Source organism: Nonomuraea sp. NPDC050691 (assembly GCF_040654455.1).
Lineage (GTDB): Bacteria > Actinomycetota > Actinomycetes > Streptosporangiales > Streptosporangiaceae > Nonomuraea.
The window spans coordinates 42,063-67,001 of the sequence record NZ_JBFAIA010000017.1 but is presented as its reverse complement, the minus strand read 5'-3'; the positions used below and the strand labels follow the sequence as shown (position 1 = coordinate 67,001).

Sequence of the window (24,939 nt, the reverse complement as noted above, 5' to 3'; positions counted from 1 at the left end):
TTCATGGCGGAGGTGCCGCGTGAAGAGGCCGACGATCGCCGACATCGCCAGGCGCGCGGGCGTGTCCAAGGGCGCGGTGTCCTACGCCCTGAACGGCCGGCCGGGCGTGTCGGAGGAGACGAGGGCGCGCATCCAGGCGATCGCCCAGGAGATCGGCTGGCGCCCGAACCTGGCCGCCCGCCTGCTGAGCGGCGCCGGCGCCGGCGCCATCGGGCTGGTCGTGTGCCGCCCGGCGCGTTTCCTCGGCGTCGAGCCGTTCTTCATGGAGCTGATCAGCGGCATCGAGGGCGAGCTGGCGGCGCGCTCGTGCGCGCTCATGCTCCAGGTGGCCGCCGGGCACGAGGACGAGATCGCCGTGCATCGCCGCTGGTGGGGCGAGGGACGCGTGGACGGGGTGATCCTCGTCGACCTGCACGCGGACGACCCCCGCGTGCCCGTGATGGAGAAGCTGGGCATGCCGGCCGTGGTGATCGGCCATCCGTCTGCCGCCGGTTCGCTGCCCGCGGTGTGGTCGGACGAGGCGGCCGCCATGCGTGAGGTGCTCGAGCACCTCGCGGCGCTCGGCCACCGCCGGGTCGGGCGGGTGGCGGGCCCGGCCGCCCTGGCGCACACCGCGATCCGGGACGCGGCCTTCCAGGATTCGGTGGCCGCGCTGGGACTGGACGGGGCGCCGGTGGCGCACACCGACTACACCGGCGAGGAGGGCGCCCGGGCCACCCGGCGGCTGCTGAGCTCGCGCGCCCGGCCCACGGCGATCGTCTACGACAACGACATCACGGCGCTGGCGGGCCTGTCGGTGGCCCAGGAGATGCGCCTGGAGGTGCCGGCCGGCCTGTCCATCGTGGCCTGGGACGACTCCCCGCTCTGCCAGGTGGTGCGGCCGCCGCTCACGGCGCTGGCCCGTGACATCCCGGCCTCGGGCGCGCGGGCGGCGGAGCTCCTGCTGCGGATGGCGGCGGGCGAGGAGGTCACCGGCGCGGAGGACCCCGCGGCACGTCTGCGCCTGCGCGGCAGCACCGCCCCGGCCCCCTGAACCGCTTCACCGACGGCCGTCCCGCGACGTGATCCGCGCCAGGACGGGCGGAGCGGGAAGCATTCCCGCAATCTCGATCTCGGCCTATTGTAACTTACCCGTTTAAGTGGTGAGATCCCCATACCTGTGAAATCGGGCGCCGGGTCGCGGGATGCCCCGCACATCCCGCACGCCTCCGTCTGGGGATCCGCGCGCCCATCCGACCGACAGATCGGACGGCCCCTATGCGACGAACGACGGCAGTCTGCGGCACGGTCCTGGTGGCGCTCCTGAGCGCCGCCTGCGCCACCAGCGGCCAGTCGGAGACCAAGCAAGCCGACCAGAACGCCCCCGCCAGCCTGTCCTTCTGGTCGACGGGCGGAGACGACGAGACCGCGATCTTCCAGAAGGTCGCGGACCTGTACAAGCAGTCGCACCCCCAGGTGACGATCAAGGTGCAGACCCTGTCGTGGGACGACGCGTACGCCAAGCTGCTGGCCGCCGCCACCAGCCGCAGCGGCCCGGACATCCTGTCCGGAGGCATGACGTGGACCATCCAGTTCGGCGCCCGGGGCGCCATGGTGGACCTGCGCAAGCACGGCCTGGACGCGCTCAAGGCGCAGGCCCAGCCCGCCCAGTGGGAGTCGGCGGTCTCCCCCGACGGCTCGGTGTACGGCGTGCCGCTCGACATGTCGACCTTCGCCCTGTACTACCGCAAGGACCTGCTCGACCAGGCCAAGGTCACCCCGCCCAAGACGTGGGAGGAGCTGGTCACGGCCATCGGCAAGCTCAAGGCCGCCGGGGTGAAGAAGCCGTACAGCCAGGACTGGGGCAACCTCGACTGGATCGGCTACTTCAACTACCTCTACCAGGCGGGCGGCACGTTCTACACCCCCGACTGCAAGCCGTCGCTCAACACCCCGCAGGCCGAGCAGGCGCTGACGTACTGGATGGACCTCTACCGCGAGCACGGCGCGCCGACCGCGACCGTGGAGGGCTCCGACGCGCTTGACACCGGCACCGCGCTGGTGGTGGCGGGCAGCTGGATCGCCAAGGGCATCGACACCAACAAGCCGAAGCTCAAGGACAAGTGGGCGATGACCACGCTGCCCGCGGGCCCCGCCGGGCCGACCACGTTCATCGGCGGGCGCGCCGTCGGCGTCACGTCGTTCAGCAAGTACGCCCAGATCAGCGCGGACTTCGTGAAGTTCCTCTACTCCGACGAGGCGATCACCGCGATCGTGGACGAGGCCAAGAAGCGCAACCTGCCCTTCATCCCGCCGCGCCCGGACAAGGTGGTGTCCGCCTCGACGTTCACCCCCGAGCAGGCGCAGGTGTTCGAGGCCTCGATCAGGACCGGTAAGGCCGCGCCCGGCTGCCCCGGCTGGGACGAGAGCGCGGGAGACGTGTCCAAGCAGCTCCAGTCGGCCATCCTCGGCAAGGCGGACGTCAAGACCGCGCTGGCCGAGGCCGCGAAGGTCATGGAGCGCAACGCCGGATAGCCGCCCGCCGGGACCGGCGGGCGCCGGTCCCGGCCTCCGATCCAGGAGCCTGACATGGCCGACACGGCGACCCCCGCCGCCACTCCCCTGCGCAGCGCGCTGCGGCGCTACGGCACCTCCTACCTGATGCTGCTGCCGTTCCTCGCGCTGTTCGCGGGCTTTCTCATCTGGCCGCTGGCCAACTCGCTGTTCCTCAGCTTCACCCGCTTCGACGGGATCAACCCGGCCGTGTTCACCGGCCTGGACAACTTCCGCCGGCTCGCCGGGGACGCCCGCTTCGGCCACGCGCTCGGCAACACGGCCCTGTACGTGGTCGCGTCGGTCGGGGTGGGCACGCTGCTGTCGCTGGGCCTCGCGCTGGCCTTCAACGGCACGAGCTGGCCGCACCGGATCATGCGCACCCTGTTCTTCCTGCCGTCCGTCACCTCCTCCATCGCGCTCATGCTCATGTGGAAGTGGGTGTTGTTCCCCAGCGACGTGGGCCTGGCCAACACCGTCGTCGGCTGGTTCGGGGGCCACGCCGTCGCCTGGCTGGCCACGCCGGCGCTGACGATCCCGATCCTGGTGCTGATGTCGGTGTGGGGCGGCATGGGGTACGGCATGGTGCTGTACGTGGCCGGGCTCGGCTCGATCCCGGAGGAGTACTACGAGGCGGCCCGCATCGACGGCGCCTCCACCTGGCAGCAGTTCCGCCGGATCACGCTGCCGCTGCTGCGCCCGGTCACCACCTACGTGGTGGTCACCGGGCTCATCGGGGCGTTCCAGGTGTTCGAGGCGGTCTACATCGTCTTCCGCGGTACCAACAACGTGGGAGGCGTGCTCGACTCCGGCCTGATGATCGTCCCCTACCTGTACGACCAGGGCTTCACGCACTTCGAGCTCGGCTACGCCTCGGCGATCGCGTGGGTGCTGTTCGTGATCATCTTCGTGCTGAGCCTCGTCAACCTGCGGCTGGGCCGCGCGATGAAGGAGCTGTGATGGCCGTCGCCCCCCTGGAGACCATCGCCCCCGCCCCCCGCGCCCGGCAGCCGGCGCCGGCCCGCGACCGCCGCGCCAGGATCAACCGGCATCTGCTGCGGCTGCCGTTCTATCTGCTGTCGCTGACGATGATCGCGCCCTTCTACTGGCTGGTCATCACGGTCCTCAAGCCGCCGGCGGAGCTGGCCAGGACGCCCCCTTCGTTCGTGCCCCAGTCGCCCACGTTCGACAACTTCTACGACCCGGACTGGTCGGCCCAGCGGATCAACCCGGGCCACCTGCAGGGCATCTTCCAGCGGTTCCAGGTGGACTTCGGGTTCTGGCGGTTCCTGTTCAACAGCCTGTTCATCACCACCGCCATCACGGTGGGGTCGCTGCTGATCTGCTCCCTGGCCGCGTACGTGATCGCCAAGCACGACATCAAGGGCCGCCGGGTGATCTTCTTGATGATCATCGCGTCGATGATGGTGCCGTGGCAGACCACGCTGATCCCCAACTACGTGATCATGCGCAACCTGGGCTGGCTCGACAGCTACGCCGCCTACATCGTCCCCGCCCTGGCCAAGGCGTTCGTCCTGTTCTTCCTCGTGCAGTTCCTCCAGTCGCTGCCGAACGAACTGATCCAGGCGGCCCGGGTGGACGGCGCCGGGGAGTGGCGGATCTGGTGGACGATCGTGCTCCCGCTCCTGCGGCCCGCTCTCGCCGCCATGTCGATCTTCATCGTGCTGGCGGAGTGGAACAACTTCCTCTGGCCCCTGATCATCGTGCAGAGCGACGAGATGGCGAACCTGCCCGTGGCGCTGGCCAGGCTCAACTCCTACTTCGGCGGCCCCGATCACCAGGGCGCGATCATGGCGGGCGGCCTGCTGGCGTCCGTGCCGACGATCGCGTTCTTCCTCGTCTTCCAGAAGTACTTCACCCGCGGCATCGCGCTCAGCGGGCTCAAGGGCTGAGCGCCCTCAACCCTTTTGCGCCTGGAGCAGGTCGAGGAGGTCCCGGTCCACCTCGAACCCGTCCAGCCGTTCGAACCCGGCGCCCGGCCGGCGGTGGCCCACCGCCCCGAACGGGCCCTCGAACTGCCAGAGCGCGTACCCCCATCCGAAGGAGGCGAACACGCCGAGCACGTCGGCCAGCCGGCGCAGCGCGACGTCGTTCGGCGTGTGCTCGTAGCAGCCGAAAGGAGAGCGCGTCCGCCGGCACCCCGCGGTAGCGGCCATCGAAGCGGGTCCAGATGCCGGCGAAGCCGTCCTGGGCCTCCCGGTCGGCCCAGAGGTTGTCCACCGGGGCCGGCTCGGCACCGGGCTCCTTAGAGAAGATCCACTGCAGGTTGAACCCGTGTCGTCTCATCCCGCCACGCCCCTGTGAGCTTAACCGGTTTGCCCGCCTATCCCAGCATGGCCAGACCGATGCCGCAATGGGGGGATGAACCGCTTCATCACGGGTTCTCGCTGCCGCGGCTCCGCGGAAGCCGAGGTGCGCGCCGTTCCCCTCGAACGCGCACGAAGTCGCCCTTCAGCCGGTCGGGATGTCGTGGAAGCCGTACTCCTCGTCCGGTGAACCGTCGCAGCCGGGCGGCGCGCGGCGAAGGACATCACGGCCACGGCCGGGAACGGTTCTCTCCCTCTTGACACCGGTCCCGAGTTTCATCATGTGTCCTTTCGTCGTCGGACGCCGGAATACGATTCTCGGTCAGCTCCGCGAGCGCGGGCGAGACGTTTCCTCCAGAGCTCAAAAGCCCTCGTGAGCAGGGGTGGAGCGAACCCCCCGAGCCCCGGGAACGCCCTTTCCCGGACGTCCCGGTGTAGGGTCGGCGCGGAGGTAAAACGATGACGCGGGTCACGGGGGGACGATGGGGATTCTGCGTATTCATTTCACCGCCGCCGATCTGACACGGATCACCGTCGCCGGCGAATCAGATCCGTTATGGGAGATAGTGCTCAGCCGTTTTCGCCTGCGCGACCGAATGCGTTCACCGGTCTTCCGGCCCTGGATCGGCGAGCTGCGCGCCCATCCCACCCGCGGCGCGGAAATGCGGCAGGGGACGGCGCTGCTGGACGTCCTCGCGCCCGCCGGGCCGTACTTCCCGGACTTCCTCACCCCGCACGAGGCGCGCAGCGGCCTGGAGGAGGGGCTGGAGGCCATCCGGCGCACACCCAAGGCGCGGCTGGCCCGCGAGCTGCGGCTGCTGGCCCGGCGGCATCGCCTGCCGGGATGGGCGCGGCTGCTGGCCGACGGCGACGTCACCGCGCTCACCCGGCTCGGCGACACCCTGCGCGCCTACCACCAGGCGGTCATCGCCCCGTACGACGAGCTCGTGTTCTCCTCTGTCGCCGCCGACCGGGCGTTCCGTGTGCGGACCCTGCTGGAATCCGGGGTCGAGGGACTCTTCGCCGGGATGAGACCGCTGGTGCGGTGGAAGCCCCCCGTGCTGGAGGTCGCCTACGACGTCGACCGTGAGCTGCGGCTCGACGGGCGCGGCCTGCGGCTCGTGCCGTCCTACTTCTGCCAGCGCGTCCCGGTGTCGCTGGCGGACGACGAGCTGCGGCCCGTCCTGATCTACCCGATCGAGGAGCGGCACCGCTGGGCGCCGGCCCTCAGGGGACGTTGCGACCTGGTCGCGCTGCTGGGCAGGAACCGTTCGGCGGCCCTGGTCGCGCTGGACCACGGCAGGACCACCACGGAGCTCGCGCGGATGCTGCGGATCTCGCCGGGCGCGGCGAGCCGCCACGCCGCCGTGCTGCGGGAGGCCGGGCTGATCGACACCTACCGTGACGGCCCGGCGGTGCTGCACACGCGCACCCCCCTGGGCACGGCCCTGCTGGAGGGACGCCAGGCCGGCGCCGAGACCGCCACCCCGCTCCAGCGCCCGGATCTCAGACCGGCCGCGCCAGGGCCCGTTCGCGCCGCGCGACGGCGGGCGTCAGGCTGACGGCGAACACCACGCGCGGGACGCCGGTCGTCCAGTCGTACAGCGCCTGGCAGGTGCCGTGGGCGCCCTCGGGGGGTGAGGTCCGCGATCCGCGGCGCCGTCGATGACAGATCCTCCCCCGGCTGGGCCTTCAGCCGGGCCACCGTGTCGGCGGCTTCGCCACGCAGCAGGATCGAGTTCCGCCAGGCGTCCGCATCCTCCAGCGTCCTCGACACGACGTATTTCGTCGCCGCGTTCATGTGCGTGGTGAACGGGTTGCCGTCGGTGGCACGTCCCCACGCGGTGATGAAGTCCTGCCACGTCGAACGCCCGAACAGCATGTCTCCGGGCCTGGCCATGCCCTTGGCCAGCTCGCGGCCCATCACCTCGTCGTCGTCCCCCCGGCCCCAGCCCCCGTGGGTGAAGCCGCCGCGGGCGTCCTCGTCCGGTCGGCCGAGGCCCTGGACGACTCCATCGAGGGTGACGAACATCGTGGCCGTGATCGAACGCATCGGCCTGCTCCCTTCACGCCGCGGGCCGCCCTGCTGCGGCCCTGTCACCCCCTACACGAACGATCACCGGCGACATCGACACCACCGGTACGACATGTCGCAGCCGGGGGCCGGTTCGCGGTTCAGGACGCCGCCGGTCCGCGCGGCCGGCCGGACGTGGCCGGCGAGCCGGCGCCGGAGGTGGGCGGCCACGGCGCTCGTGGAGCGTCGCCCTGTCCTGGGGAACGGCGTCAGAGGGAGATCTGCGCTGACCGGCGCGACGTGTCCGCGATCAGAGCCCGGTGACGTGGCGGGAGCGGCATCGTCACCGCCTGTCGTCGGGGGTGTGGCCGCTCGCCGGAAGCCCCTCGCGCGATCTCCGGCAGGGCGATCTGGGGGCACGGAACGGCGCGGCCTCGGGAGCTCGCAACGGCGAGCCCCGGGGGGTCGGAACGGCGCGGCCTCGGGAGCTGGCAACGGCGAGATCCCGGGGGCCGGAACGGCGCGGCCCGCCGTACCGTCCTCTGCGAGGGGTACGACGGGCCGTCGAAGGTGTCCGCGGGTCAGCGGCCGAAGCGGCGCTCCCCGGAGCGGTAACCGCCGCCGCGCGGGGCGCGGTCGTCGCGGTGGCCGCCGGAGCGGTAGCCGTCGCGCGGGCGCTCCTCGGCGCGGAAGCCGCGCTCACGGTCGGCCGAGAACGGCCGGCCGCGGTCACCGGCGCGCGGGCCGCGCTCGTCGGAGCGGAACCCGCCACCGCGCGGGCCGCGGTCGTCACGGAAACCGCCGCCCCGGGCGCCGCGGTCGTCGGAACGGAACGGGCGGTCGTCGGAACGGAACCCGCCGCCGCGCGGACCGCGGTCGTCCCCGCGGAACGGCCGGTCCTCGGAACGGAACGGGCGGTCGTCGGAGCGGAAGCCGCCGGCACGGGGGCCGCGGTCACCGGTGCGCGGGCCACGCTCGTCCGAGCGGAAGCCCCCGCCGCGCGGGCCGCGGTCGTCACGGCGGAAACCGCGCTGACCGCGGTCCTCGCCGAACGTGCGCGGCTCACGCGAGCCCGCCTCCTGCTCGCCGCCCTCGGACCGGCGCCCGCCGGACGGCCGGTCACCGTAGGACCGGTCACCCTGGGGGCGCTCGCCGTAGGAGCGGTCACCGCCCTCGCGGCGCGAGCCGTACGAACGCTCGCCGCCCTCGCGGGAGGCCGAGCCCGAGCCGGCGCCCGAGGTGCCGTCGTCGTGGCGGCGGGGACGGCGGTCGCCGTCGCCGTCACGGCCGAAGTCGCGGCGCCCGCGCCGGCCGCGGCGCTCGCCGTTCCCACCGCCGTGGCCGTGGTCGCGGCGGGGACGCAGCGGCTTGCGCACGTCGGGCTCCCACACGGGGATGGCCTCGCCGCTCGGGACGCGGGCGCCCGTCACCTCGGCGACCCGCGGGTGACCCGGGGTGGCCTTGAGGCGGAACGGGTGGATGCCCGCCCGGCGGGTGAGCTGGTCGGTGGAGCGACGCTCGTTGGGCAGCACGAGCGTGACCACGGTGCCCTTCTCGCCCGCGCGGGCCGTGCGGCCGCCGCGGTGCAGGTAGCTCTTGTGGTCCTGCGGCGGGTCGACGTGCAGCACGAGGCTGATGTTGTCGACGTGGATGCCGCGGGCGGCCACGTCGGTGCAGACGAGCACGTTGACGGAGCCCTCGCGGAACTCGGCCAGGATGCGGGTGCGCTGGTTCTGGCGCTTGCCGCCGTGCAGGCCGCCCGCCTTGACGCCGACCCGGGCCAGCTGCTTGCACAGCCGGTCCACGCCGTGCTGGGTGCGGACGAAGATGATCGTCCGGCCCTCGCGGTTGGCGATCTCGGCGGTGACGTCGAACTTGTCGTCGCGCGAGACCTGCATGACGTGGTGCTCCATCGTGTCGACCGGGGAGGTCGCGGGGGCGACGGAGTGGGTGATCGGGTCCTTGAGGAAGCGCTGGACCAGCTTGTCGACGTCGCCGTCGAGCGTGGCGGAGAACAGCAGCCGCTGCCCGTCGGGCGAGGTCTGCGCGAGCAGCTCGGTGACGACGGGGAAGAAGCCGAGGTCGCACATGTGGTCGGCCTCGTCGAGGACGCTCACCTCGACGTCGGCCAGCGAGCACTCACCCTGGCGGATGAGGTCGCCGAGCCGGCCGGGCGTGGCGATGACGATGTCGACGCCGCGCCGCAGCGCCTCGATCTGCTTGCCCATGGACATGCCGCCGACGACGACCTTCATGCGCAGGCCGAGGCCGCGGCCGAGCGGCTCCAGCGCGTCGTGCACCTGGAGGGCCAGCTCGCGGGTGGGGACGAGGATCATCGCGCGGGGACGGCCCGGGGCGGGCCTGACACCGGCGAGGCGGGCCATGGTGGGCAGGCCGAAGGCGAGCGTCTTGCCGGAGCCGGTCTGGCCGCGGCCGAGCACGTCGGCGCCGGTCAGCACGTCCGGGATGGTCGCGGTCTGGATGGGGAAGGGGCTGTCGATGCCCTGGCGGGCCAGGCCGGCCACGAGCGGCTTGGGCAGACCCAGCAGCTCGAACCCGGAGATGCCCGGCTCGGGGGCGAGCGTGGGCAGGCCCTGCTCGGGGGTGAGCTCGGGCAGGCCCTGCTCGGGGGTGAGCTCGGGCAGGACAGCGTCAAGCATGGTCACGAACGTCGTGCCTTTCAGTCGAAGTGGCGCGTCACTTCTGCGAAAGGACGAGCCAGGACGTGCGGCGCCATGCCGCACTCATTGCGAGGCGCGGGTGATCGGCACCCGCTGGGGTGGGGACAGGCCCGGCCGGTGCTCTCACCGGCACGCATCGGGGCCGTCTACGCGCACCCGCTTGCCGGCCGCAGGCGGCTTAACGCACAGAAAGGTGCGCCAGGTGCACGTGGTGCCAACGCGGGGAAGACGACGAGTATTCCCCGACCGGTCCGGCTCTCGGACCGTGGCACGGACGCGGCCGGCACTGGTATGCCGGCCGTACTACTCAGCACGTCCTGCTGGAACTGCTCAGGACGTGCTGCCGAAGCTGATGCTGCTGACTGATGCTGAAGGTCAGGAGATCAGACGTTGAAGCCTAGCATACGGAGCTGCTCGCGGCCCTCGTCGGTGATCTTGTCCGGGCCCCACGGCGGGAGCCAGACCCAGTTGATCTTCACATCGGAGACCATACCATCGAGCGCGGAGTGCGCCTGATCCTCGATCACGTCGGTGAGCGGACAGGCGGCGCTGGTGAGCGTCATGTCGATGGTGGCCACGGGCCGGCCGTCCTCGGCGGGGTCGAGGTTGAGGCCGTAGATCAGACCGAGATCGACGACGTTGATGCCCAGCTCGGGGTCGACGACGTCCTTGAGCGCCTCCATGACCTCCTCGACGGTGGCCTCACCGTCGAACGAGGTCGGCGTCTCCACCGGCTTGCTCATCTGCTGGCACTCCTCACTACAGCGTCCTTGTAGGCCATCCAGGACAGCAGCGCGCACTTGACCCTGGCGGGGAACTTGGCGACCCCGGCGAACGCCACGGCGTCGCCGAGGACGTCCTCGTCGGCCTCCACCTGTCCCCTGCCCTGCATGAGCCGGGTGAACTCGTCGACGACCGACAGCGTCTCCTCCACCGTGGAGCCCGCGGTCAGCTCGTGCAGGACCGAGGCGGCGGCCTGGCTGATGGAGCAGCCCTGGCCGTCGTAGGAGACGTCCTCGATCCGGCCGGCGTCGCCGACCTTGACCCGGAGCGTGATCTCGTCGCCGCACGTCGGGTTCACGTGGTGGACCTCGGCGTCGTACGGCTCGCGCAGCCCCCGCCCCTGCGGGTGCTTGTAGTGCTCCAGGATCAGCTCCTGGTACATCGACTCGCCGATCATGGCTATGCGAACACCTTCTGAACGTGGTGGAGGCCGCGCACCAGGGCGTCGATCTCGCCCGTGGTGTTGTACAGGTAGAACGACGCCCGCGTGGTCGCCGGTATTCCGAACCTGAGGTGCAGCGGGCGCGCGCAGTGGTGGCCGACGCGCACGGCGATGCCGAAGCTGTCGTCGAGGATCTGCCCCACGTCGTGCGGGTGGATGCCCTCCAGCGTGAACGACAGGGTCGCGCCGCGCCGGTCGAGGGTCTCGGGCCCGATGAGCCGCAGCGTGGGCACCTCACGCAGGGCCTCCAGCGCGTACGCCGTGAGCTCGCGCTCGTGCGCCTCGACGGCGTCCATGCCGATGGCCTGGAGGTAGTCGACGGCCGCGCCGAGACCGATGGCCTCGACGATCGGCGGCGTGCCCGCCTCGAACTTGTGCGGGATCGGCGCGTACGTCGAGTGGTCCATCCAGACCGCCTCGATCATCTCGCCGCCGCCCAGGAACGGGGGCATGGCCTCGAGCAGCTCGCCCCGGCCCCACAGCACGCCGATGCCGGAGGGGCCGAGCATCTTGTGTCCGGTGAAGGCCACGAAGTCGACACCCAGCTCGGCGACGTCGACGGGGTGGTGGGGGACGGACTGGGAGGCGTCGAGCATCACCAGGGCGCCCACCTCGCGGGCGCGCCGCAGCACGTCGGCGACCGGGTTGACGGTGCCGAGCACGTTGGACTGGTGGGCGATCGAGACGATCCTCGTGCGCTCGGTGACCAGCTCGTCCAGGTTGGACAGGTCGAGCCGGCCCTCGTCGGTGACGCCGAACCACTTCAGCGTCGCGCCGGTGCGCTGGACGAGCAGCTGCCACGGCACGATGTTGGAGTGGTGCTCCATCTCGGAGATGACGATCTCGTCGCCGGGGCCGAGCGCGAAGCGCGGATCGGCGCCCTCGCCGGACGAGCCCCACAGGTGGGAACCGAAGGCGTGCGCGACCAGGTTGAGCGCCTCGGAGGCGTTCTTGGTGAAGATCACCTCGTCGCGGGAGGGCGCGCCGATGAACGCTGCCAGCTTGTCACGCGCGCTCTCGTACGCCTCGGTGGACTCGGCGCCGAGCGCGTGCATGGCGCGCCCGACGTTGCTGTAGTGCATCGCCAGGTGCTCGCGCACCGTCTCGACGACCGGCGTGGGCTTCTGTGATGAGTTGCCCGAGTCGAGGTAGACGAGCGGGCGCCCGCCGGGCAGCTCGCGGGAGAGAACCGGGAAGTCCTTCCTGATCCTCTCCACGTCCAAGCTGGTGGGATAAGTCATGCAGTCGCCTTCGTGTACTGCTCGTAGCCCTCGGACTCGAGCTTGTCAGCCAGCTCCGGGCCGCCCTCCTCGACGATCCGGCCGCCCGCGAAGACGTGGACGAAGTCCGGCTTCACGTAGCGCAGGATGCGGGTGTAGTGCGTGATGAGCAGCACGCCCGTGTCGCCGGAGGCGCGGAAGCGGTTGATGCCCTCCGACACCACGCGCAGCGCGTCGACGTCGAGGCCGGAGTCGGTCTCGTCGAGCACCGCGATCTTGGGCTTGAGCAGCTCCAGCTGGAGGATCTCGTGGCGCTTCTTCTCACCGCCGGAGAAGCCCTCGTTGAGGTTGCGCTGGGCGAAGGCGGCGTCGATGGACAGGGCGTCCATGCCGCTCTTGAGGTCCTTGGCGAACTCGCGCAGCTTGGGCGCCTCGCCGCGGACCGCGGTGACGGCCGAGCGCAGGAAGTTGGACACCGACACGCCGGGGACCTCGACGGGGTACTGCATGGCGAGGAACAGGCCGGCGCGGGCGCGCTCGTCGACCGACAGCTCCAGCAGGTCGACGCCGTCGAGCAGCACCTGGCCGCCGGTGATCGTGTACTTGGGGTGACCGGCGATCGCGTAGGCGAGCGTGGACTTGCCGGAGCCGTTGGGGCCCATGATGGCGTGGGTCTCGCCGGACCTCACGGTGAGGTTGACGCCGCGCAGGATTTCCTTGTCCTCGACGGCGACCTGGAGGTCACGGATCTCAAGGGTGGGCATGTGTTTATGACTCCTTCGAGAGCGAGACGAGCACGTCATCGCCGTCGATCTTGACTGTGTAGGTGTTCACGGGCCTGGTCGCGGGGGGGCCGGTGGGCTTGCCGGTCCGGACGTCGAAGCACGAGCCGTGCAGCCAGCACTCCAGCGTGCCGTCGTAGACCTCTCCCTCACTGAGCTTGACCTCGGCGTGGGAGCAGATGTCGTGCAGCGCGAAGACCTCGTCGCCCTTGCGGACGAGCGCGACCGGGGTCTCGTCCACCTCGACGCCGATCACCCCGCCGTCGGGGATGTCGGTGACGCTGCACACCTTCTCGAAACTCATCGCGCGAGCTCCGCCTCCACCGCGCCCATGACGCGCTCGCGGATTTCCTCGATCTCGATGCGCTCGATGAGCTGGCCGAGGAAGCCGCGGATGACCAGGCGGCGGGCCTCGTCGAAGGGGATGCCGCGCGCCTGGAGGTAGAAGAGGTGCTCGTCGTCGAGGCGGCCCGACGTCGAGGCGTGACCCGCGCCGGCGACCTCGCCGGTGAGGATCTCCAGGTTGGGCACCGAGTCGGCGCGGGCGCCGTCGGTGAGGATGAGGTTGCGGTTGAGCTCGTAGGTGTCGGTGCCCTCGGCCTCGACCCTGATGATCACGTCGCCGATCCAGACGGCGTGGGCGTCCTCGCCCTGCAGGGCGCCGCGGTAGTCGACGTTACTCTTGCAGTGGGGCTGCGAGTGGTCGACCAGCAGGCGGTGCTCCAGGTGCTGGCCCGCGTCCACGAAGTAGACGCCGGACAGGTCGGCGTCGCCGCCGGGGCCGGTGTAGGACACGCTGGGCGACAGCCGGACGAGGTCGCCGCCGAGCGTCACGGCGAAGCTCTTGAACGTGGCGTCCTTGGCGAGCTGGGCGTGGTGGTGCGAGACGTGCACGGCGTCGTCGTCCCACTCCTGCAGGCTGACGACCTTGAGGGTCGCGCCGTCGCCGACGACGAACTCGATGTTGTCGGCGTAGACCGCGCTGCCCTGGTGCTCGATGACCACGGTGGCCTGTGCCAGGGGCTCGACCACGACCACGGTGTGGCCGTAGGCCGCGCCGTCGCCGCCGCGCCCCTTGACCTGGATGGAGATGGTCCCGTCGGGCACCGCCTCCTTGGGCACCGTCACGACCAGGGCCTCCTCGAAGGAGTTGTACGCCTGGGCGCTGACCCGGTCGGCCGGCACGTACGCCTTGCCGATGCGCTCGTCGTCGCGGCCGACCGACTCGACCCGCACGCCCTCGGGGGCGAACGCCACGGCGACGACCTTGCCGTCGGCCGCGGCCTTGCCGGTGTGCAGGCCCTTGAGGCGCGACAGCGGGGTGAAGCGCCACGCCTCCTCGCGCCCGGTCGGCACGTCGAAGTCGGCCAGGTCGTACGACGCCTTCTCGTGCAGGGTCGACAGGGGCTTCTCGTTCAGGCCCATCAGCCGACGGCTCCTTCCATCTGCAGCTCGATCAGCCGGTTGAGCTCGAGCGCGTACTCCATGGGCAGCTCACGCGCGATCGGCTCGACGAAGCCACGCACGATCATCGCCATCGCCTCGTCCTCGTCGAGCCCGCGGCTCATGAGGTAGAACAGCTGGTCCTCGCTGACCTTGGAGACCGTGGCCTCGTGCCCCATGGACACGTCGTCCTCGCGGACGTCGACGTAGGGGTAGGTGTCGGAGCGGCTGATCTGGTCGACGAGCAGCGCGTCGCACTTGACGGTGCTGGCGCTGCCGTGGGCGCCCTCCTCGATCTGCACGAGACCGCGGTAGGAGGTGCGGCCGCCGCCGCGGGCCACCGACTTGGAGATGACGCTGGAGCTGGTGTGGGGCGCCAGGTGCACCATCTTGGAGCCGGCGTCCTGGTGCTGGCCCTCGCCGGCGAACGCGACGCTCAGGGTCTCGCCCTTGGCGTGCTCGCCCATGAGGTAGACGGCCGGGTACTTCATCGTGACCTTGGAGCCGATGTTGCCGTCGATCCACTCCATGGTGGCGCCCTCGTAGGCGACGGCGCGCTTGGTCACCAGGTTGTAGACGTTGTTCGACCAGTTCTGGATGGTCGTGTAACGGCAGCGGGCGTTCTTCTTCACGATGATCTCGACGACCGCGGAGTGCAGCGAGTCGGAGGAGTAGATCGGCGCGGTGCAGCCCTCGACGTAGTGGACGTAGGAGTTCTCGTCCACGATGATCAGGGTCCGCTCGAACTGGCCCATGTTCTCGGTGTTGATCCGGAAGTACGCCTGGAGCGGGATCTCGACCTCGACGTTCGGCGGCACGTAGATGAACGAGCCACCGGACCACACGGAGGTGTTGAGGGCGGCGAACTTGTTGTCGCCGACCGGGATGACCGAGCCGAAGTACTCCTTGAACAGCTCCTCGTGCTCGCGCAGGCCCGTGTCGGTGTCGACGAAGATGACACCCTTCTCCTCAAGGTCCTCACGGATCTTGTGGTAGACGACCTCCGACTCGTACTGGGCGGCGACGCCGGCGATGAGACGCTGCTTCTCCGCCTCGGGGATGCCCAGCTTGTCGTAGGTGTTCTTGATGTCGGCGGGCAGCTCGTCCCAGGAGGCGGCCTGCTTCTCCGTCGAGCGGACGAAGTACTTGATGTTGTCGAAGTCGATGTCGCTGAGGTCGGAGCCCCACGTGGGCAGCGGCTTCTTGTCGAACAGGCGGAGGCCCTTCAGGCGAAGGTCGAGCATCCACTCCGGCTCGTTCTTGAGCCCGGAGATGTTGCGCACGACTTCCTCGGACAGGCCACGCTTGGCCACCGCCCCGGCGGCGTCCGGGTCGGCCCAGCCGAACTTGTAATTTCCGAGGCCTTCCAGCTCCGGGCGGTCGGTGACAGTCACCTTCCGGTCTCCTTGCTCTTGTCTCTATGTGCGGGATCACCCAGCGATTGCGGGCTGACGTGTGTGGTGCAGACCCCGTCGCCGTGGGCGATCGTGGCCAGGCGCTGCACGGGGGTGCCGAGGAGCCGGGCGAACGCCTCGGTCTCGGCCTCGCAGAGCTGAGGGAACTCCGCCGCCACGTGCGCCACCGGACAGTGGTGCTGGCAGAGCTGGTCTCCGCCGGACTTGGCCTTGCTGGCCGACGCGGCGTAGCCCTCGGCCGAGAGCGCCTGCGCCAGCACCTCGACCCGCTGCTCGGCGGGCACCGCGCGCATGACCGGCTCCAGCCTACGCAACAGGCCGGAGACCTGCGTGCGGGCGAAGTCGGTCACCGCCTCGTCCCCCATGCGCTCGGCCAGGAAGCGCAGCGCGCTCCCGGCCAGGTCGTCATAGGCGTGCTCGAAGGCACTGCGCCCCGCGTCGGTGATGGCGAACAGCTTGGCCGGTCGCCCGCGCCCGCGCTGGCCGCGTGGCCGTACCGTGCGAGGCTCTATCATCCCGTCGGACAGCAACGCGTCGAGGTGACGGCGGACGGCGGCCGGGGTCAGCCCGAGCCGTTCGCCCAGCGCCGCGGCCGCGACGGGACCGTGCTCCAGGATGAGCCGGGCCACGCGCGCGCGGGTGCTGCGCTCGCTGCCAGGCTCGATCGTGGTGGGCACGTTTTTCACAACATCAGTGTGCCGTAATTCCTTCCCGCCTCACAAACGGATCCGCGGAAAGGGTCAATGCAATTTCTCACGCAGGTAAGCCTTACCTAATCCCCTGCTCAGCGGCCTGGAGTGCGGCACGCGGCCGGCCCCGCAGGACCGTGAAGACGAGGGCCGCGAGGGCCAGCAGCGCCAGCATGACCGCGGCCATCGGCGTCGCCGAGCCCGAGCCCACGAGGCCCACGAGCGGGGCGGCGAGGGCGCCGAGCGCGAACTGGAGCACCCCGAGCAGGGCGGAGGCGCTGCCCGCGACCTGCGGCGGCTGCCCGGCCAGGGCGAGCGCGCCGGTGCCCGGCAGCACCAGGCCCTGGCCGCACATGATGACGAACAGCCCCGCGACGATCCCGGCCAGGCCCAGCCCGGTGGCCGCGGCCGTCAGCAGCAGCGCGGCGCCCGTGACCGCGACGGCGAGGCCCGTGAGGACGAGCCGCGCCGGGGGGACCCGGCCGGCGAGCCGGCCGCCGACCTGGGCCATGAGGGTCAGGCCGAGCGCGTTGAGCCCGAAGATCAGGGAGTACTGCTGGGGCGTGGCGTGGTAGACCTCCTGGATCACGAAGGGCGAGCCGGAGATGTAGGCGAACATCGCGGCGAAGCCCAGGCCGGCGGTCAGCGCGCAGCCCATGAAGGCGCGGTCGCGCAGCAGCCGGCCGAAGGTGCGCAGGGTGTGCCCGAGCCCGCCGCTCTCGCGCTTGCCGGCCGGCAGGGTCTCGCGGACGCCCGTGACCACGGCCAGCAGCAGCACCAGCCCGGTCAGGCTGAGCGCGACGAACACGCCACGCCACGAGGTGAACTCCAGCAGCTGGGCGCCGGCCACGGGGGCGAGGATCGGCGCGAGGCCGCTGACGAGCATGAGCGTGGCGAAGATGCGGGCGATGGCGGCGCCGTCGTACAGGTCGCGCACCACGGCGCGCACGATCACCAGGGCCGCGCCGCCGAGCACGCCCTGCAGCAGCCGCAGCCCGATCAGCACGGGCACGTTCGGGGCGAACGCGCACAGCAGCGAGGCCACCGCGAAGCCGGCAACGCCGACCAGCAGCGGCGTCCTGCGCCCGCGCACGTCGCTCACCGGCCCGGCGACGACCTGGCCGGCGGAGACGCCGATGAGGCAGGCGGTCAGCGTGAGCTGCACCTGGGCGGGCGTGCTGAGCAGCTCCCCGGTGATGGCGGGCAGCGCCGGCAGGTACATGTCGATGGACAGCGGGCCGATGGCCGACAGCGCGCCGAGCACGAACAGCAGCAGGGCGTCGGCCCGCTTCGGACGAGGGGCGCCTTCCTCACCGCTCGCGGACCCCGGCAGGCCGGATCCCGGTGGTGCTGATGCGGACGGTGACGTCGGCGCCACGGACATGCGCGTACCCCTCTCCCTCGCAGGCGTGTGACCCACGAGGGCCGAGGGAGCTCAACAGCGGTAAAGTCCTCCTAATTCCCGGTCATCTGATTTTTACTGATTTTCGCGGAGCTGGATGACCGAGACGGCCGCCCCCTGCGGGTCCTGGAACATCCCGAACCGGCCCGGCGGCGAGTCCATGGAGTCGACGAAGACCTCCGCGCCGTGGCGCCGCGCGGCGCCGATGGCCGCGTCGAGGTCGGCGACCGCGAAGTAGACCATCCAGTGCGACGGCGTCTCCGGCGGGTACATCGGCCCCATCTCGATCATCCCGGCGACGCCCCTGCCGCCCACGTGCCATTCGGTGTAGGTGACGCCGTCCAACTGCTGCGGGTGCGGCTCCCAGCCGAACACCCCCCGGTAGAACCGCTCGGCGGCCTCCGGGTCGCGGGTGACGAGCTCGTTCCAGCAGAACGCGCCCGGCTCGTTGACCAGGTCGGCGCCGTGATGGCGGCCCGCCTGCCAGATCGACGTGTACGCGCCGTCCGGCCCCTGGAAGACCGCCATCCGGCCCTCCTCCATGACCTGCATCGGCCCCGCGACCACGGCGCCGCCGGAGTTCTTGACCCGGTCGGCGGTCGCGTCGGCGTCCTCGACGGCGACGTAGCTGTTCCAGTGGGACGGCATGCCCTCGTCGTGCAGGGGCCCCACCCCGGCGACCCGCTTGTCGCCGTGGAAGAACTGGCCGTAGCCGCCGGACGCGGGATCGTCGCTCATCTCGGCCCGCCAGCCGAAGACCTCGCCGTAGAAGCGCACCGACGCCTCCACGTCGGAGCTCGACAGATCCACCCAGCACGGGACACCCGGCTCGTAGCCGCTGCGTTCTGACATGGGAACCCTCCTTGCCGTCCTCGCCGGCCGCACCCCCTCGTGGCGGCCGCCCGACTCGCCCCCGCCCTTCAGGCTTTCACCCGGCCCCGCCCCTCGCCGGGAAACGCGCGGTAAACAGGTGGCCATATCCGGCCAGCGTCCGGCCGCCGCCGCAAGTGCGGCAGGTACGCGGTCGCGACCGGCCGGGCTGCGCACGGGACCGCTCCGCCCAGTCCTTAGACTCGTGGCCATGGACTCCCCAGCCGTCGAGATCATCGGCCTGGTCAAACGCTACGGCGGCACCACAGCGGTCGACGGCCTGTCGATGCGCGCCGCCCGTGGCGCGGTGACGGCCGTGCTCGGGCCCAACGGCGCGGGCAAGACCTCCACGGTGGAGATCTGCGAGGGCTTCCGCGAGGCCGACGAGGGCACCGTGCGGGTGCTGGGCCTTCCGCCCGCCGCACCGGCGCTGCGGCCCAGGGTGGGCGTCATGCTCCAGTCGGGCGGCGTGCCGCCCGCGACGCGCTGCGGCGAGTGGCTGCGGCTGGTCTCCCGCTTCTACGCCCGTCCCCTCGACGTCGACGCCCTCCTCGTACGGCTGGGCCTGGCCGCCCACGCGCGCACCCCGTACCGCCGCCTGTCCGGCGGCCAGCAGCAGCGGCTGTCGCTGGCCGCGGCGGTCGTCGGCCGGCCGGAGCTGGTGTTCCTCGACGAGCCGACGGCCGGGCTCGACCCGCAGGCCCGCCACGCCTGCTGGGACCTCGTGGCCGACCTGCGCGCCGCGGGCGTGGCGGTGGTGCTCACCACGCACCACATGGACGAGGCCGAGCGGCTGGCCGACCACGTGGTGATCATCGACGGCGGGCGGGTGGTGGCCGAGGGAAGCCCGGAGGCGCTGACCGGGGCCGAGCGTCAGCTCCGCTTCCGCGCCCGGCCCGGCCTGGCGCTGGAGGAGCTGCTCAACGCGCTGCCGACGGGCAGCGCGGCCAAGGAGTCGCCGGCCGGCCACTACATCGTGGAGGGCCTGGTGGGTCCCGAGCTGCTGGCCACCGTGACCGCCTGGTGCGCGGCCGAGGGCGTCACGGCCGACGACCTGCGCATCGAGCGGCGCACGCTGGAGGACGTCTTCCTCGAACTGACCGGCAGGGAGCTGCGATGACCACGCCGGACACGGCCCTCGACCTCACCCCGGCGCCCGGGGCCGCGCCGTTCCCGCGCATGGTGCTCGCCCAGGCGGGCGCCGAGGTGCGCGCGACGCTGCGCAACGGCGAGCAGCTCCTGCTGACCCTGGTCATCCCGGTGCTGCTGCTCGCCGGGTTCACGCTGGCGCCGCTCATCGACGTCGGCGGCGGCAGCCGGGTGGCCTTCCTCGCGCCGGGCGTGCTGGCGCTGGCGGTCATGTCCACGGCGTTCACCGGGCAGGCGATCGCCACCGGGTTCGAGCGGCGTTACGGGGTGCTGAAGCGGCTGGGCGCGACCCCGCTGTCCCGGGCCGGGCTCATGCTGGCCAAGACGGCGGCCGTGCTGGCGGTGGAGCTCATCCAGGTCGTGGTCGTGGTGGCCGTGGGGCTGGCGCTCGGCTGGCGGCCGCACGGGTCGTTCGCGGCGGCGGCGCTGCTGATCGTGCTGGGCACGGCCGCCTTCAGCGGGCTCGGGCTGCTCATGGCCGGCACACTGCGGGCCGAGGCGACGCTGGCCGCGGCCAACCTCGTCTACCTGGTGCTGCTGGGGGCGGGCGGGGTGATGTTCCCGCTGTCGAAGCTGCCCGAAGCAGTGCGGCCGGCGCTGGAGGTGCTGCCCATCTCGGCGCTCACCGGCGGGCTGCGGACGGTGCTGTCGGGCGGCGCCCTGCCGCTGGGCGCGGTCGGGGTGCTGGCCGCGTGGGCGGTGCTGTGCCTGGGGCTGGCCTCGCGCACATTCCGCTGGGAGTGACCCGCGGCGCCCGGCTTCGGTTGCCGGGAGATCAGACCACTTGGGGGTAGGGCTGCCAGAGGACGGCGAGCGTCGTCACCACCGCGAGCGCCGCGCCCTGCATCACCACGACGGCCCTGCGCCCGCGCCGCCACCCGACCACCGCGAGCGCGATCACGACGAGGGCCACGACCGCGTAGGACGTGTAGGCCGCCGTGGAGCGGAAGCTCGTCTCCGCGAGCCACTGCGCCTGTGTCCGGTCTCCGCCGGAGCACAGCACGCTGGCCCCGTCGCACAGCAAGCCGCGATCGGGGGCCCGGCCGACGACGAACGACGCGGTCGCCAGGAGGAGCAGATCCACGAGCAGAGCCGCCACGACCTCGACGGTTCCCGCTGTCTCGTCGCTCTTCACCGTTCGATCGTACGGCGCCTGATCATGACATCGCTCCGCGCCACCTGTGCCGGGTCACAGCGGCCACGGCGGTCAGCGGCAGCGCCATCGCCGCGGCCACGCCGAACAGCAGCCCGTACGCCCCCGCGTCGGCCAGGGGGCCGCCCGCCGAGGAGGAGACCGCGCTGCCGATGAACAGCGCCGCCGCGAAGAACGCCACGGTCGTCCCCCGGGCCTGGGGCACGACGGAGGTCGCCCAGGTCTGCAGCGACGAGTGCATGAACGACCAGCCGCCGCCGAACAGCAGCGCCGCCGCCATCACGGTCACCAGGCTCACGTGGACGGCGACCAGCGCGTACCCGAGGCACAGCTGGGAGCCGCCCACGGCGATGAGCCGGGGCGCGGACCACTGCCGCGACAGCCGCTTGACCAGCCGGGTCAGCAGCCACAGCCCCACCCCGTAGACCGCGGTGGCCAGGCCCGCCAGCGCGGCCGTGACCCCGTGGTGCTGGAGCGCGGTGGCGAGGAACGGCAGGAGCCCCAGCAGGACGGCCCCCTCGACGAACGCCAGCCCGAACACCAGCAGCGCCCATCGCTCCCGCAGCACCGCGCCGAGGTGCGCGCCGAGCCCGGCGACGGCGCCCCGGGGCGGCTCGGGCACCGAACGCAGGCCGAGCGCGCAGGCCAGGGCGCACAGGGCCGCCGTGACGAAGACGACCCGCCAGCTCACCAGGTCGGCCAGCACGCCACCGAAGCCGGTGGCCATGGCCGTGCCGAGCGCGGCCGTGCCCATGAGGTCCGACAGGGCGCGCTGGCGGATCGGCGCCGCGACGGTGTCGCCGACGTAGGTGAGCGAGGTGGGGATCACCGCGCCGAAGCACGCGCCGGCCACGACCCTGAGCGCGACCAGCGGGACGAGGCCCGGCATGAACGCGGAGGCCAGGCCCGCCGCGGTGGCGCCCAGCAGCGCGCCCCGCATCACCGGCACGCGCCCGTACCGGTCGGACAGCACGCCCCACAGCGGCTGGGACAGGCCGTAGGCGAGGTAGTAGCCGCTCGCCGCCGCGACGGCCGCGGCGAGCGTCACGCGCAGGTCCAGGGCGATCAGGACGAGCATGGGGCCGACGGCGAAGCGGTCGAAGCTGCTGACGAGGGAGGCGGCGGACAGGGCGAACGGCGGCCGCACCAGGGTGACGGGCTCTGCGGGTGCGGTCATGTCTCCAGCGCGTGACGGGGTGTGTGCGGGGGATCGGCTTACCTCCTACCACCCTAAGTGGGGATATGTCGAAGTCGTTGACTATCCTCGGCACATCGCCGTGATCGGCCCTCTTTCGTCTCTTCTTTCGTCTCTTCTCTCGTCGCACGCCCCAGAGGAGCACCGTGACCGCCTTCGCCTTGGACGACCCGTTCGACCGCAGGTCCGGCCTGCCGCGGGCGGGGAGCCTGCTGCGCTCGGCCGCCGACTCCATCCCGCCGTCGGGGCTCGTCCTGCTGGCGATCTTCTCCGTCCAGCTCGGGGCCGGCTTCGCCAAGGAGCTGTTCGCGGCGCTGCCGCCGAGCGCGGTGGTGTTCCTCCGCATCGCGGCGGGCGCGCTGATCATGGGCGCGGTGGCCCGGCCGAAGCTGCGGGGGATGTCCTGGCGCGACTGGGCGGTCGGGCTCGGGTTCGGCGTGACGCTCGGCCTGATGAACCTGTCGTTCTACGAGGCGCTGTCGCGGCTGCCGATGGGCATCGCGGTGGCGATCGAGTTCCTGGGCCCCCTCGGGGTGGCCGTGGCCGCGTCGCGGCGCCGGCTCGACCTGGTGTGGGTCGGCCTCGCCGGGCTGGGCGTGGTGCTGCTCGCGCCGTGGGGCCAGTCGGAGAGCGTGAGCTGGGTGGGCATCGGCTTCGCCCTGGTGGCCGGCGCCTGCTGGGCGGCCTACATCCTGCTGTCGTCCGCGGCGGGGCAGCGTTTCCCGGGGACCACCGGGCTGTCGTTCGCGATGATCGTCTCGGCCGTGGTGGTCGCGCCGGTGGGGGTCGCGACGGGCGGGGCCGACCTGCTGCAGCCGGAGCTGGTGCTGATCGGGCTCGGGGTGGGGCTGCTGTCGTCGGTCATCCCGTACTCGCTGGAGCTGCAGGCGCTGCGGCGGATGCCCAAGCACGTGTTCGGCATCCTCATGAGCCTGGAGCCGGCGGTGGCGGCGATGGTCGGGCTCCTGCTGCTGGGCGAGGTGCTGCATCTGCAGCAGTGGGCGGCGATCGCCTGCATCGTGGCGGCCAGCCTGGGCGCGACCCGCTCGCGCTGACACCGGACGCCCGCCGCGCGCGGGCGTCCGCAACTCCGGGCGCCCGCGCTTCACGGACGCTCGTGCCGCTAGGCGCCGGGGGTTGATCCCGGGCCGGCCCAGATGCCGCGGACGTGGCCGATGTGCTCGGCCATGATGCGTCCCACCGCGTCGCGCTCCCCCGCCTCCAGCGCGTCGAGCAGGGCCAGGTGCTCGCGGGCTGAGGAGGCCAGCTTCTCGCCCGGGAGCTGCGACAGGCCGTACAGGCGGGCCCGGTTGCGCAGGTCGGTGACCACCGACACCAGCCGGGAGTTGCCCGACAGCGCCAGCAGTTCCACGTGGAAGCGCAGGTCGGCGTCCACGTACGCGAGCAGGTCGCCGCGCTCGGCGGCGGCCACGATGTCCTCGGCGAGCGGCCGGAGCCGGGCGAACCCGCCGGCGGGCGCGTCGCCGGCCAGCCGGGTCACGGTCGGCACCTCGATCAGCCGGCGCAGCTCGGTCAGCTCGTCGAGGTCGCGTGCGGAAAGCTCGCTGACCCGGAAGCCCTTGTTGCGCACGGCCTCGACCAGGCCCTCCTTGGCCAGGTCGAGCATCGCCTCGCGGACGGGGGTGGCCGAGACCCCGAACTGCTGCGCCAGCGCGGGCGCCGAGTAGACGACGCCGGGCCGCATCTCGCCCGTGACCAGCGCGGCGCGCAGCGCGTGGGCCACCTGCTCACGCAGGCTCTGCCGCTCTCCGACCGCCGGCAGGTCGAGCCGGTGCTCCGCGCCCATCCGCTCATCCACTCCCAACATCCCACGCCTCGTAAGCGGCGGCCGCCACCACCAGGTCCTCCCACGCCATGCCCGTGCTCTTGAAGACACGGGGCCCGGGCCCGGGGGTCACACGGCCGGCGATCAGCTCGGCGAGGTTTCCGGCGAGATGACCAGTGGGGATCGTACCGTGGCGGATCGGTGCGATCACGTCCCCCGCCTCGGCCAGGGCGGAGGAACGCGCCTCGACGACCACGGTGGAGCGGGCGACGAGGTCGCCGTCCAGCTCGCGGGCGTCGGGTTCGTGGGAGCCGACGGCGACGACGGTGGCCCCGTCGCGTGGCAGGACGCCGGGGAACAGCGGCAGCCGGGCGGTGGTGCAGCAGGCGATGAGATCGGCCCGGGAGACCGCCTCGCGCAGCGCGGAGGGCTCCGGGGCGCCGCCGGTCACGGGCAGCGCCCGCGCGCGCAGGCCCAGCACGGCGCGGCAGTGGGCGGCCAGCGCCTCGGCGCGGGCGGGGTCGCGGCCGGCCACGGCGACGGTCGCCACGGGGCGTACCGCGGCGAGCGCCTCGGCGTGCCCGTACGCCTGCGGCCCCGTGCCGAACACCAGCAGGTCACGCGCGTCCGGCTCGGCCAGGTGCCGGACGGCCAGCGCGGAGACGGCCGGGGTGCGCAGCGAGGTGAGCGCCACCCCGTCGAGGGCGGCCAGCGGCGTCAGCGTGGCGCCGTCGAACAGCAGGTACGTGCCCTGGATGCGGGGCAGCCCGCGCCCGGGGTTGCCCGGGGCGACGGTGACGGCCTTGACCCCGGCGTAGCGGCCCGCGGCGGCGGGCATGAGCAGGAGCTGGCCGCCGGGCAGGTCCGCGGCGGTGCGCAGCGGCGTCTCCTCGGGGTCGAGCCCGGCGCGCAGCGCGTCCCCCAGGACGCTCACGGCCCGGTCCATGGGCACCAGCCGCCGCAGCGTGCCGGCGTCGAGGTACGGCAGGGCGGGGGCGGGATCCGGGACGCCGCCCGGATGCGGCTGGGGCTCCATGGTCAGATCATCCGTCACAG

At 72.1% G+C, this 24,939-nt stretch carries 24 protein-coding genes; 8 read left to right on the top strand and 16 right to left on the bottom strand.

What is annotated here, in order from left to right:
• The first annotated feature begins 19 nt into the window (after positions 1-19).
• From AB0H81_RS10450 to AB0H81_RS10435, 4 genes are all read left to right on the top strand, one after another.
• Positions 20-1,033: a LacI family DNA-binding transcriptional regulator gene (locus tag AB0H81_RS10450; protein WP_358372067.1), complete on the top strand. Its 1,014-nt coding sequence runs from the start codon at positions 20-22 to the stop codon at positions 1,031-1,033.
• 224 nt (positions 1,034-1,257) lie between these two features.
• The gene (locus AB0H81_RS10445; RefSeq protein ID WP_358372064.1) at positions 1,258-2,514 is read left to right on the top strand and encodes an extracellular solute-binding protein; all 1,257 of its coding nucleotides are present in this window, start codon (positions 1,258-1,260) and stop codon (positions 2,512-2,514) included.
• A 54-nt stretch (positions 2,515-2,568) separates the two neighbouring features.
• The gene (locus AB0H81_RS10440) at positions 2,569-3,492 is read left to right on the top strand and encodes a sugar ABC transporter permease (RefSeq protein ID WP_358372061.1); all 924 of its coding nucleotides are present in this window, start codon (positions 2,569-2,571) and stop codon (positions 3,490-3,492) included.
• A complete protein-coding gene (locus AB0H81_RS10435; protein ID WP_358372058.1) occupies positions 3,492-4,445 on the top strand; it encodes a carbohydrate ABC transporter permease in 954 nt (317 codons plus the stop codon). Before AB0H81_RS10440 ends, AB0H81_RS10435 begins: the two co-directional genes overlap by 1 nt.
• 6 nt (positions 4,446-4,451) lie before the next feature.
• Here AB0H81_RS10435 and AB0H81_RS10430 read toward each other — a convergent pair whose 3' ends face one another.
• Positions 4,452-4,709: a hypothetical protein gene (locus tag AB0H81_RS10430; RefSeq protein WP_358372055.1), complete on the bottom strand. Its 258-nt coding sequence runs from the start codon at positions 4,707-4,709 to the stop codon at positions 4,452-4,454.
• Positions 4,710-5,455: 746 nt separating this feature from the next.
• Here AB0H81_RS10430 and AB0H81_RS10425 point away from each other — a divergent pair.
• Positions 5,456-6,421, top strand: coding sequence for a winged helix-turn-helix domain-containing protein (locus AB0H81_RS10425; protein WP_358372052.1), 966 nt, complete (start codon positions 5,456-5,458; stop codon positions 6,419-6,421).
• Between the two features lie 1,033 nt (positions 6,422-7,454).
• On the opposite strand, the gene AB0H81_RS10420 is transcribed toward AB0H81_RS10425, so the two are convergent.
• The 11 genes from AB0H81_RS10420 to AB0H81_RS10370 all read right to left on the bottom strand — a co-directional run bounded on the left by AB0H81_RS10420 (position 7,455) and on the right by AB0H81_RS10370 (position 18,582).
• Positions 7,455-9,533, bottom strand: a complete 2,079-nt coding sequence (locus AB0H81_RS10420) for a DEAD/DEAH box helicase (protein ID WP_358372050.1) — start codon at positions 9,531-9,533, stop codon at positions 7,455-7,457.
• Between the two features lie 404 nt (positions 9,534-9,937).
• The gene (locus AB0H81_RS10415; protein ID WP_358372047.1) at positions 9,938-10,297 is read right to left on the bottom strand and encodes a metal-sulfur cluster assembly factor; all 360 of its coding nucleotides are present in this window, start codon (positions 10,295-10,297) and stop codon (positions 9,938-9,940) included.
• Entirely contained in the window at positions 10,294-10,734 is a 441-nt protein-coding gene (gene sufU, locus AB0H81_RS10410; RefSeq protein ID WP_175589611.1) for a Fe-S cluster assembly sulfur transfer protein SufU, read from the bottom strand. Before sufU ends, AB0H81_RS10415 begins: the two co-directional genes overlap by 4 nt.
• A gap of 2 nt (positions 10,735-10,736) precedes the next feature.
• On the bottom strand, positions 10,737-12,020 hold the full coding sequence (locus AB0H81_RS10405; protein ID WP_358372043.1) for a cysteine desulfurase: 1,284 nt from the start codon (positions 12,018-12,020) through the stop codon (positions 10,737-10,739).
• Positions 12,017-12,763: a Fe-S cluster assembly ATPase SufC gene (sufC, locus tag AB0H81_RS10400; protein ID WP_358372040.1), complete on the bottom strand. Its 747-nt coding sequence runs from the start codon at positions 12,761-12,763 to the stop codon at positions 12,017-12,019. Before sufC ends, AB0H81_RS10405 begins: the two co-directional genes overlap by 4 nt.
• A gap of 4 nt (positions 12,764-12,767) precedes the next feature.
• Positions 12,768-13,085: a non-heme iron oxygenase ferredoxin subunit gene (locus tag AB0H81_RS10395; protein ID WP_358372037.1), complete on the bottom strand. Its 318-nt coding sequence runs from the start codon at positions 13,083-13,085 to the stop codon at positions 12,768-12,770.
• Entirely contained in the window at positions 13,082-14,206 is a 1,125-nt protein-coding gene (sufD, locus tag AB0H81_RS10390; protein WP_358372034.1) for a Fe-S cluster assembly protein SufD, read from the bottom strand. Before sufD ends, AB0H81_RS10395 begins: the two co-directional genes overlap by 4 nt.
• Positions 14,206-15,618 (bottom strand): Fe-S cluster assembly protein SufB, encoded by a 1,413-nt coding sequence (gene sufB / locus AB0H81_RS10385; protein WP_358372031.1) that lies wholly within the window; start codon positions 15,616-15,618, stop codon positions 14,206-14,208. The genes sufD and sufB overlap by 1 nt, the downstream gene beginning before the upstream one ends.
• Positions 15,615-16,325, bottom strand: a complete 711-nt coding sequence (locus AB0H81_RS10380; RefSeq protein ID WP_358372028.1) for a metalloregulator ArsR/SmtB family transcription factor — start codon at positions 16,323-16,325, stop codon at positions 15,615-15,617. Before AB0H81_RS10380 ends, sufB begins: the two co-directional genes overlap by 4 nt.
• Positions 16,326-16,407: 82 nt before the next feature.
• Positions 16,408-17,712: a multidrug effflux MFS transporter gene (locus tag AB0H81_RS10375; protein WP_358372027.1), complete on the bottom strand. Its 1,305-nt coding sequence runs from the start codon at positions 17,710-17,712 to the stop codon at positions 16,408-16,410.
• Between the two features lie 93 nt (positions 17,713-17,805).
• Positions 17,806-18,582, bottom strand: coding sequence for a VOC family protein (locus AB0H81_RS10370; RefSeq protein WP_358372025.1), 777 nt, complete (start codon positions 18,580-18,582; stop codon positions 17,806-17,808).
• Positions 18,583-18,811: 229 nt separating this feature from the next.
• Between AB0H81_RS10370 and AB0H81_RS10365 the strand changes: the two genes are divergently transcribed.
• Positions 18,812-19,720, top strand: a complete 909-nt coding sequence (locus tag AB0H81_RS10365; RefSeq protein ID WP_358372023.1) for an ABC transporter ATP-binding protein — start codon at positions 18,812-18,814, stop codon at positions 19,718-19,720.
• Positions 19,717-20,493 carry an ABC transporter permease gene (locus AB0H81_RS10360; protein ID WP_358372020.1) on the top strand — a complete coding sequence of 259 codons (777 nt, stop codon included), beginning with the start codon at positions 19,717-19,719 and terminating at the stop codon, positions 20,491-20,493. Before AB0H81_RS10365 ends, AB0H81_RS10360 begins: the two co-directional genes overlap by 4 nt.
• Before the next feature lie 31 nt (positions 20,494-20,524).
• On the opposite strand, the gene AB0H81_RS10355 is transcribed toward AB0H81_RS10360, so the two are convergent.
• A complete protein-coding gene (locus AB0H81_RS10355) occupies positions 20,525-20,884 on the bottom strand; it encodes a hypothetical protein (RefSeq protein WP_358372017.1) in 360 nt (119 codons plus the stop codon).
• Between the two features lie 22 nt (positions 20,885-20,906).
• Complete coding sequence (locus tag AB0H81_RS10350) at positions 20,907-22,079, bottom strand: MFS transporter (RefSeq protein ID WP_358372013.1); 1,173 nt, start codon at positions 22,077-22,079, stop codon at positions 20,907-20,909.
• Positions 22,080-22,243: 164 nt separating this feature from the next.
• Here AB0H81_RS10350 and AB0H81_RS10345 point away from each other — a divergent pair, with 164 nt between their 5' ends.
• The gene (locus AB0H81_RS10345) at positions 22,244-23,152 is read left to right on the top strand and encodes an EamA family transporter (protein WP_358372011.1); all 909 of its coding nucleotides are present in this window, start codon (positions 22,244-22,246) and stop codon (positions 23,150-23,152) included.
• A 68-nt stretch (positions 23,153-23,220) separates the two neighbouring features.
• Here the strand turns inward: AB0H81_RS10345 and AB0H81_RS10340 are convergent, their stop codons facing one another.
• On the bottom strand, positions 23,221-23,925 hold the full coding sequence (locus AB0H81_RS10340; protein ID WP_358372008.1) for a GntR family transcriptional regulator: 705 nt from the start codon (positions 23,923-23,925) through the stop codon (positions 23,221-23,223).
• Positions 23,909-24,919 (bottom strand): ornithine cyclodeaminase family protein, encoded by a 1,011-nt coding sequence (locus AB0H81_RS10335; protein ID WP_358372005.1) that lies wholly within the window; start codon positions 24,917-24,919, stop codon positions 23,909-23,911. Before AB0H81_RS10335 ends, AB0H81_RS10340 begins: the two co-directional genes overlap by 17 nt.
• Between the last annotated feature and the right edge of the window lie 20 nt (positions 24,920-24,939).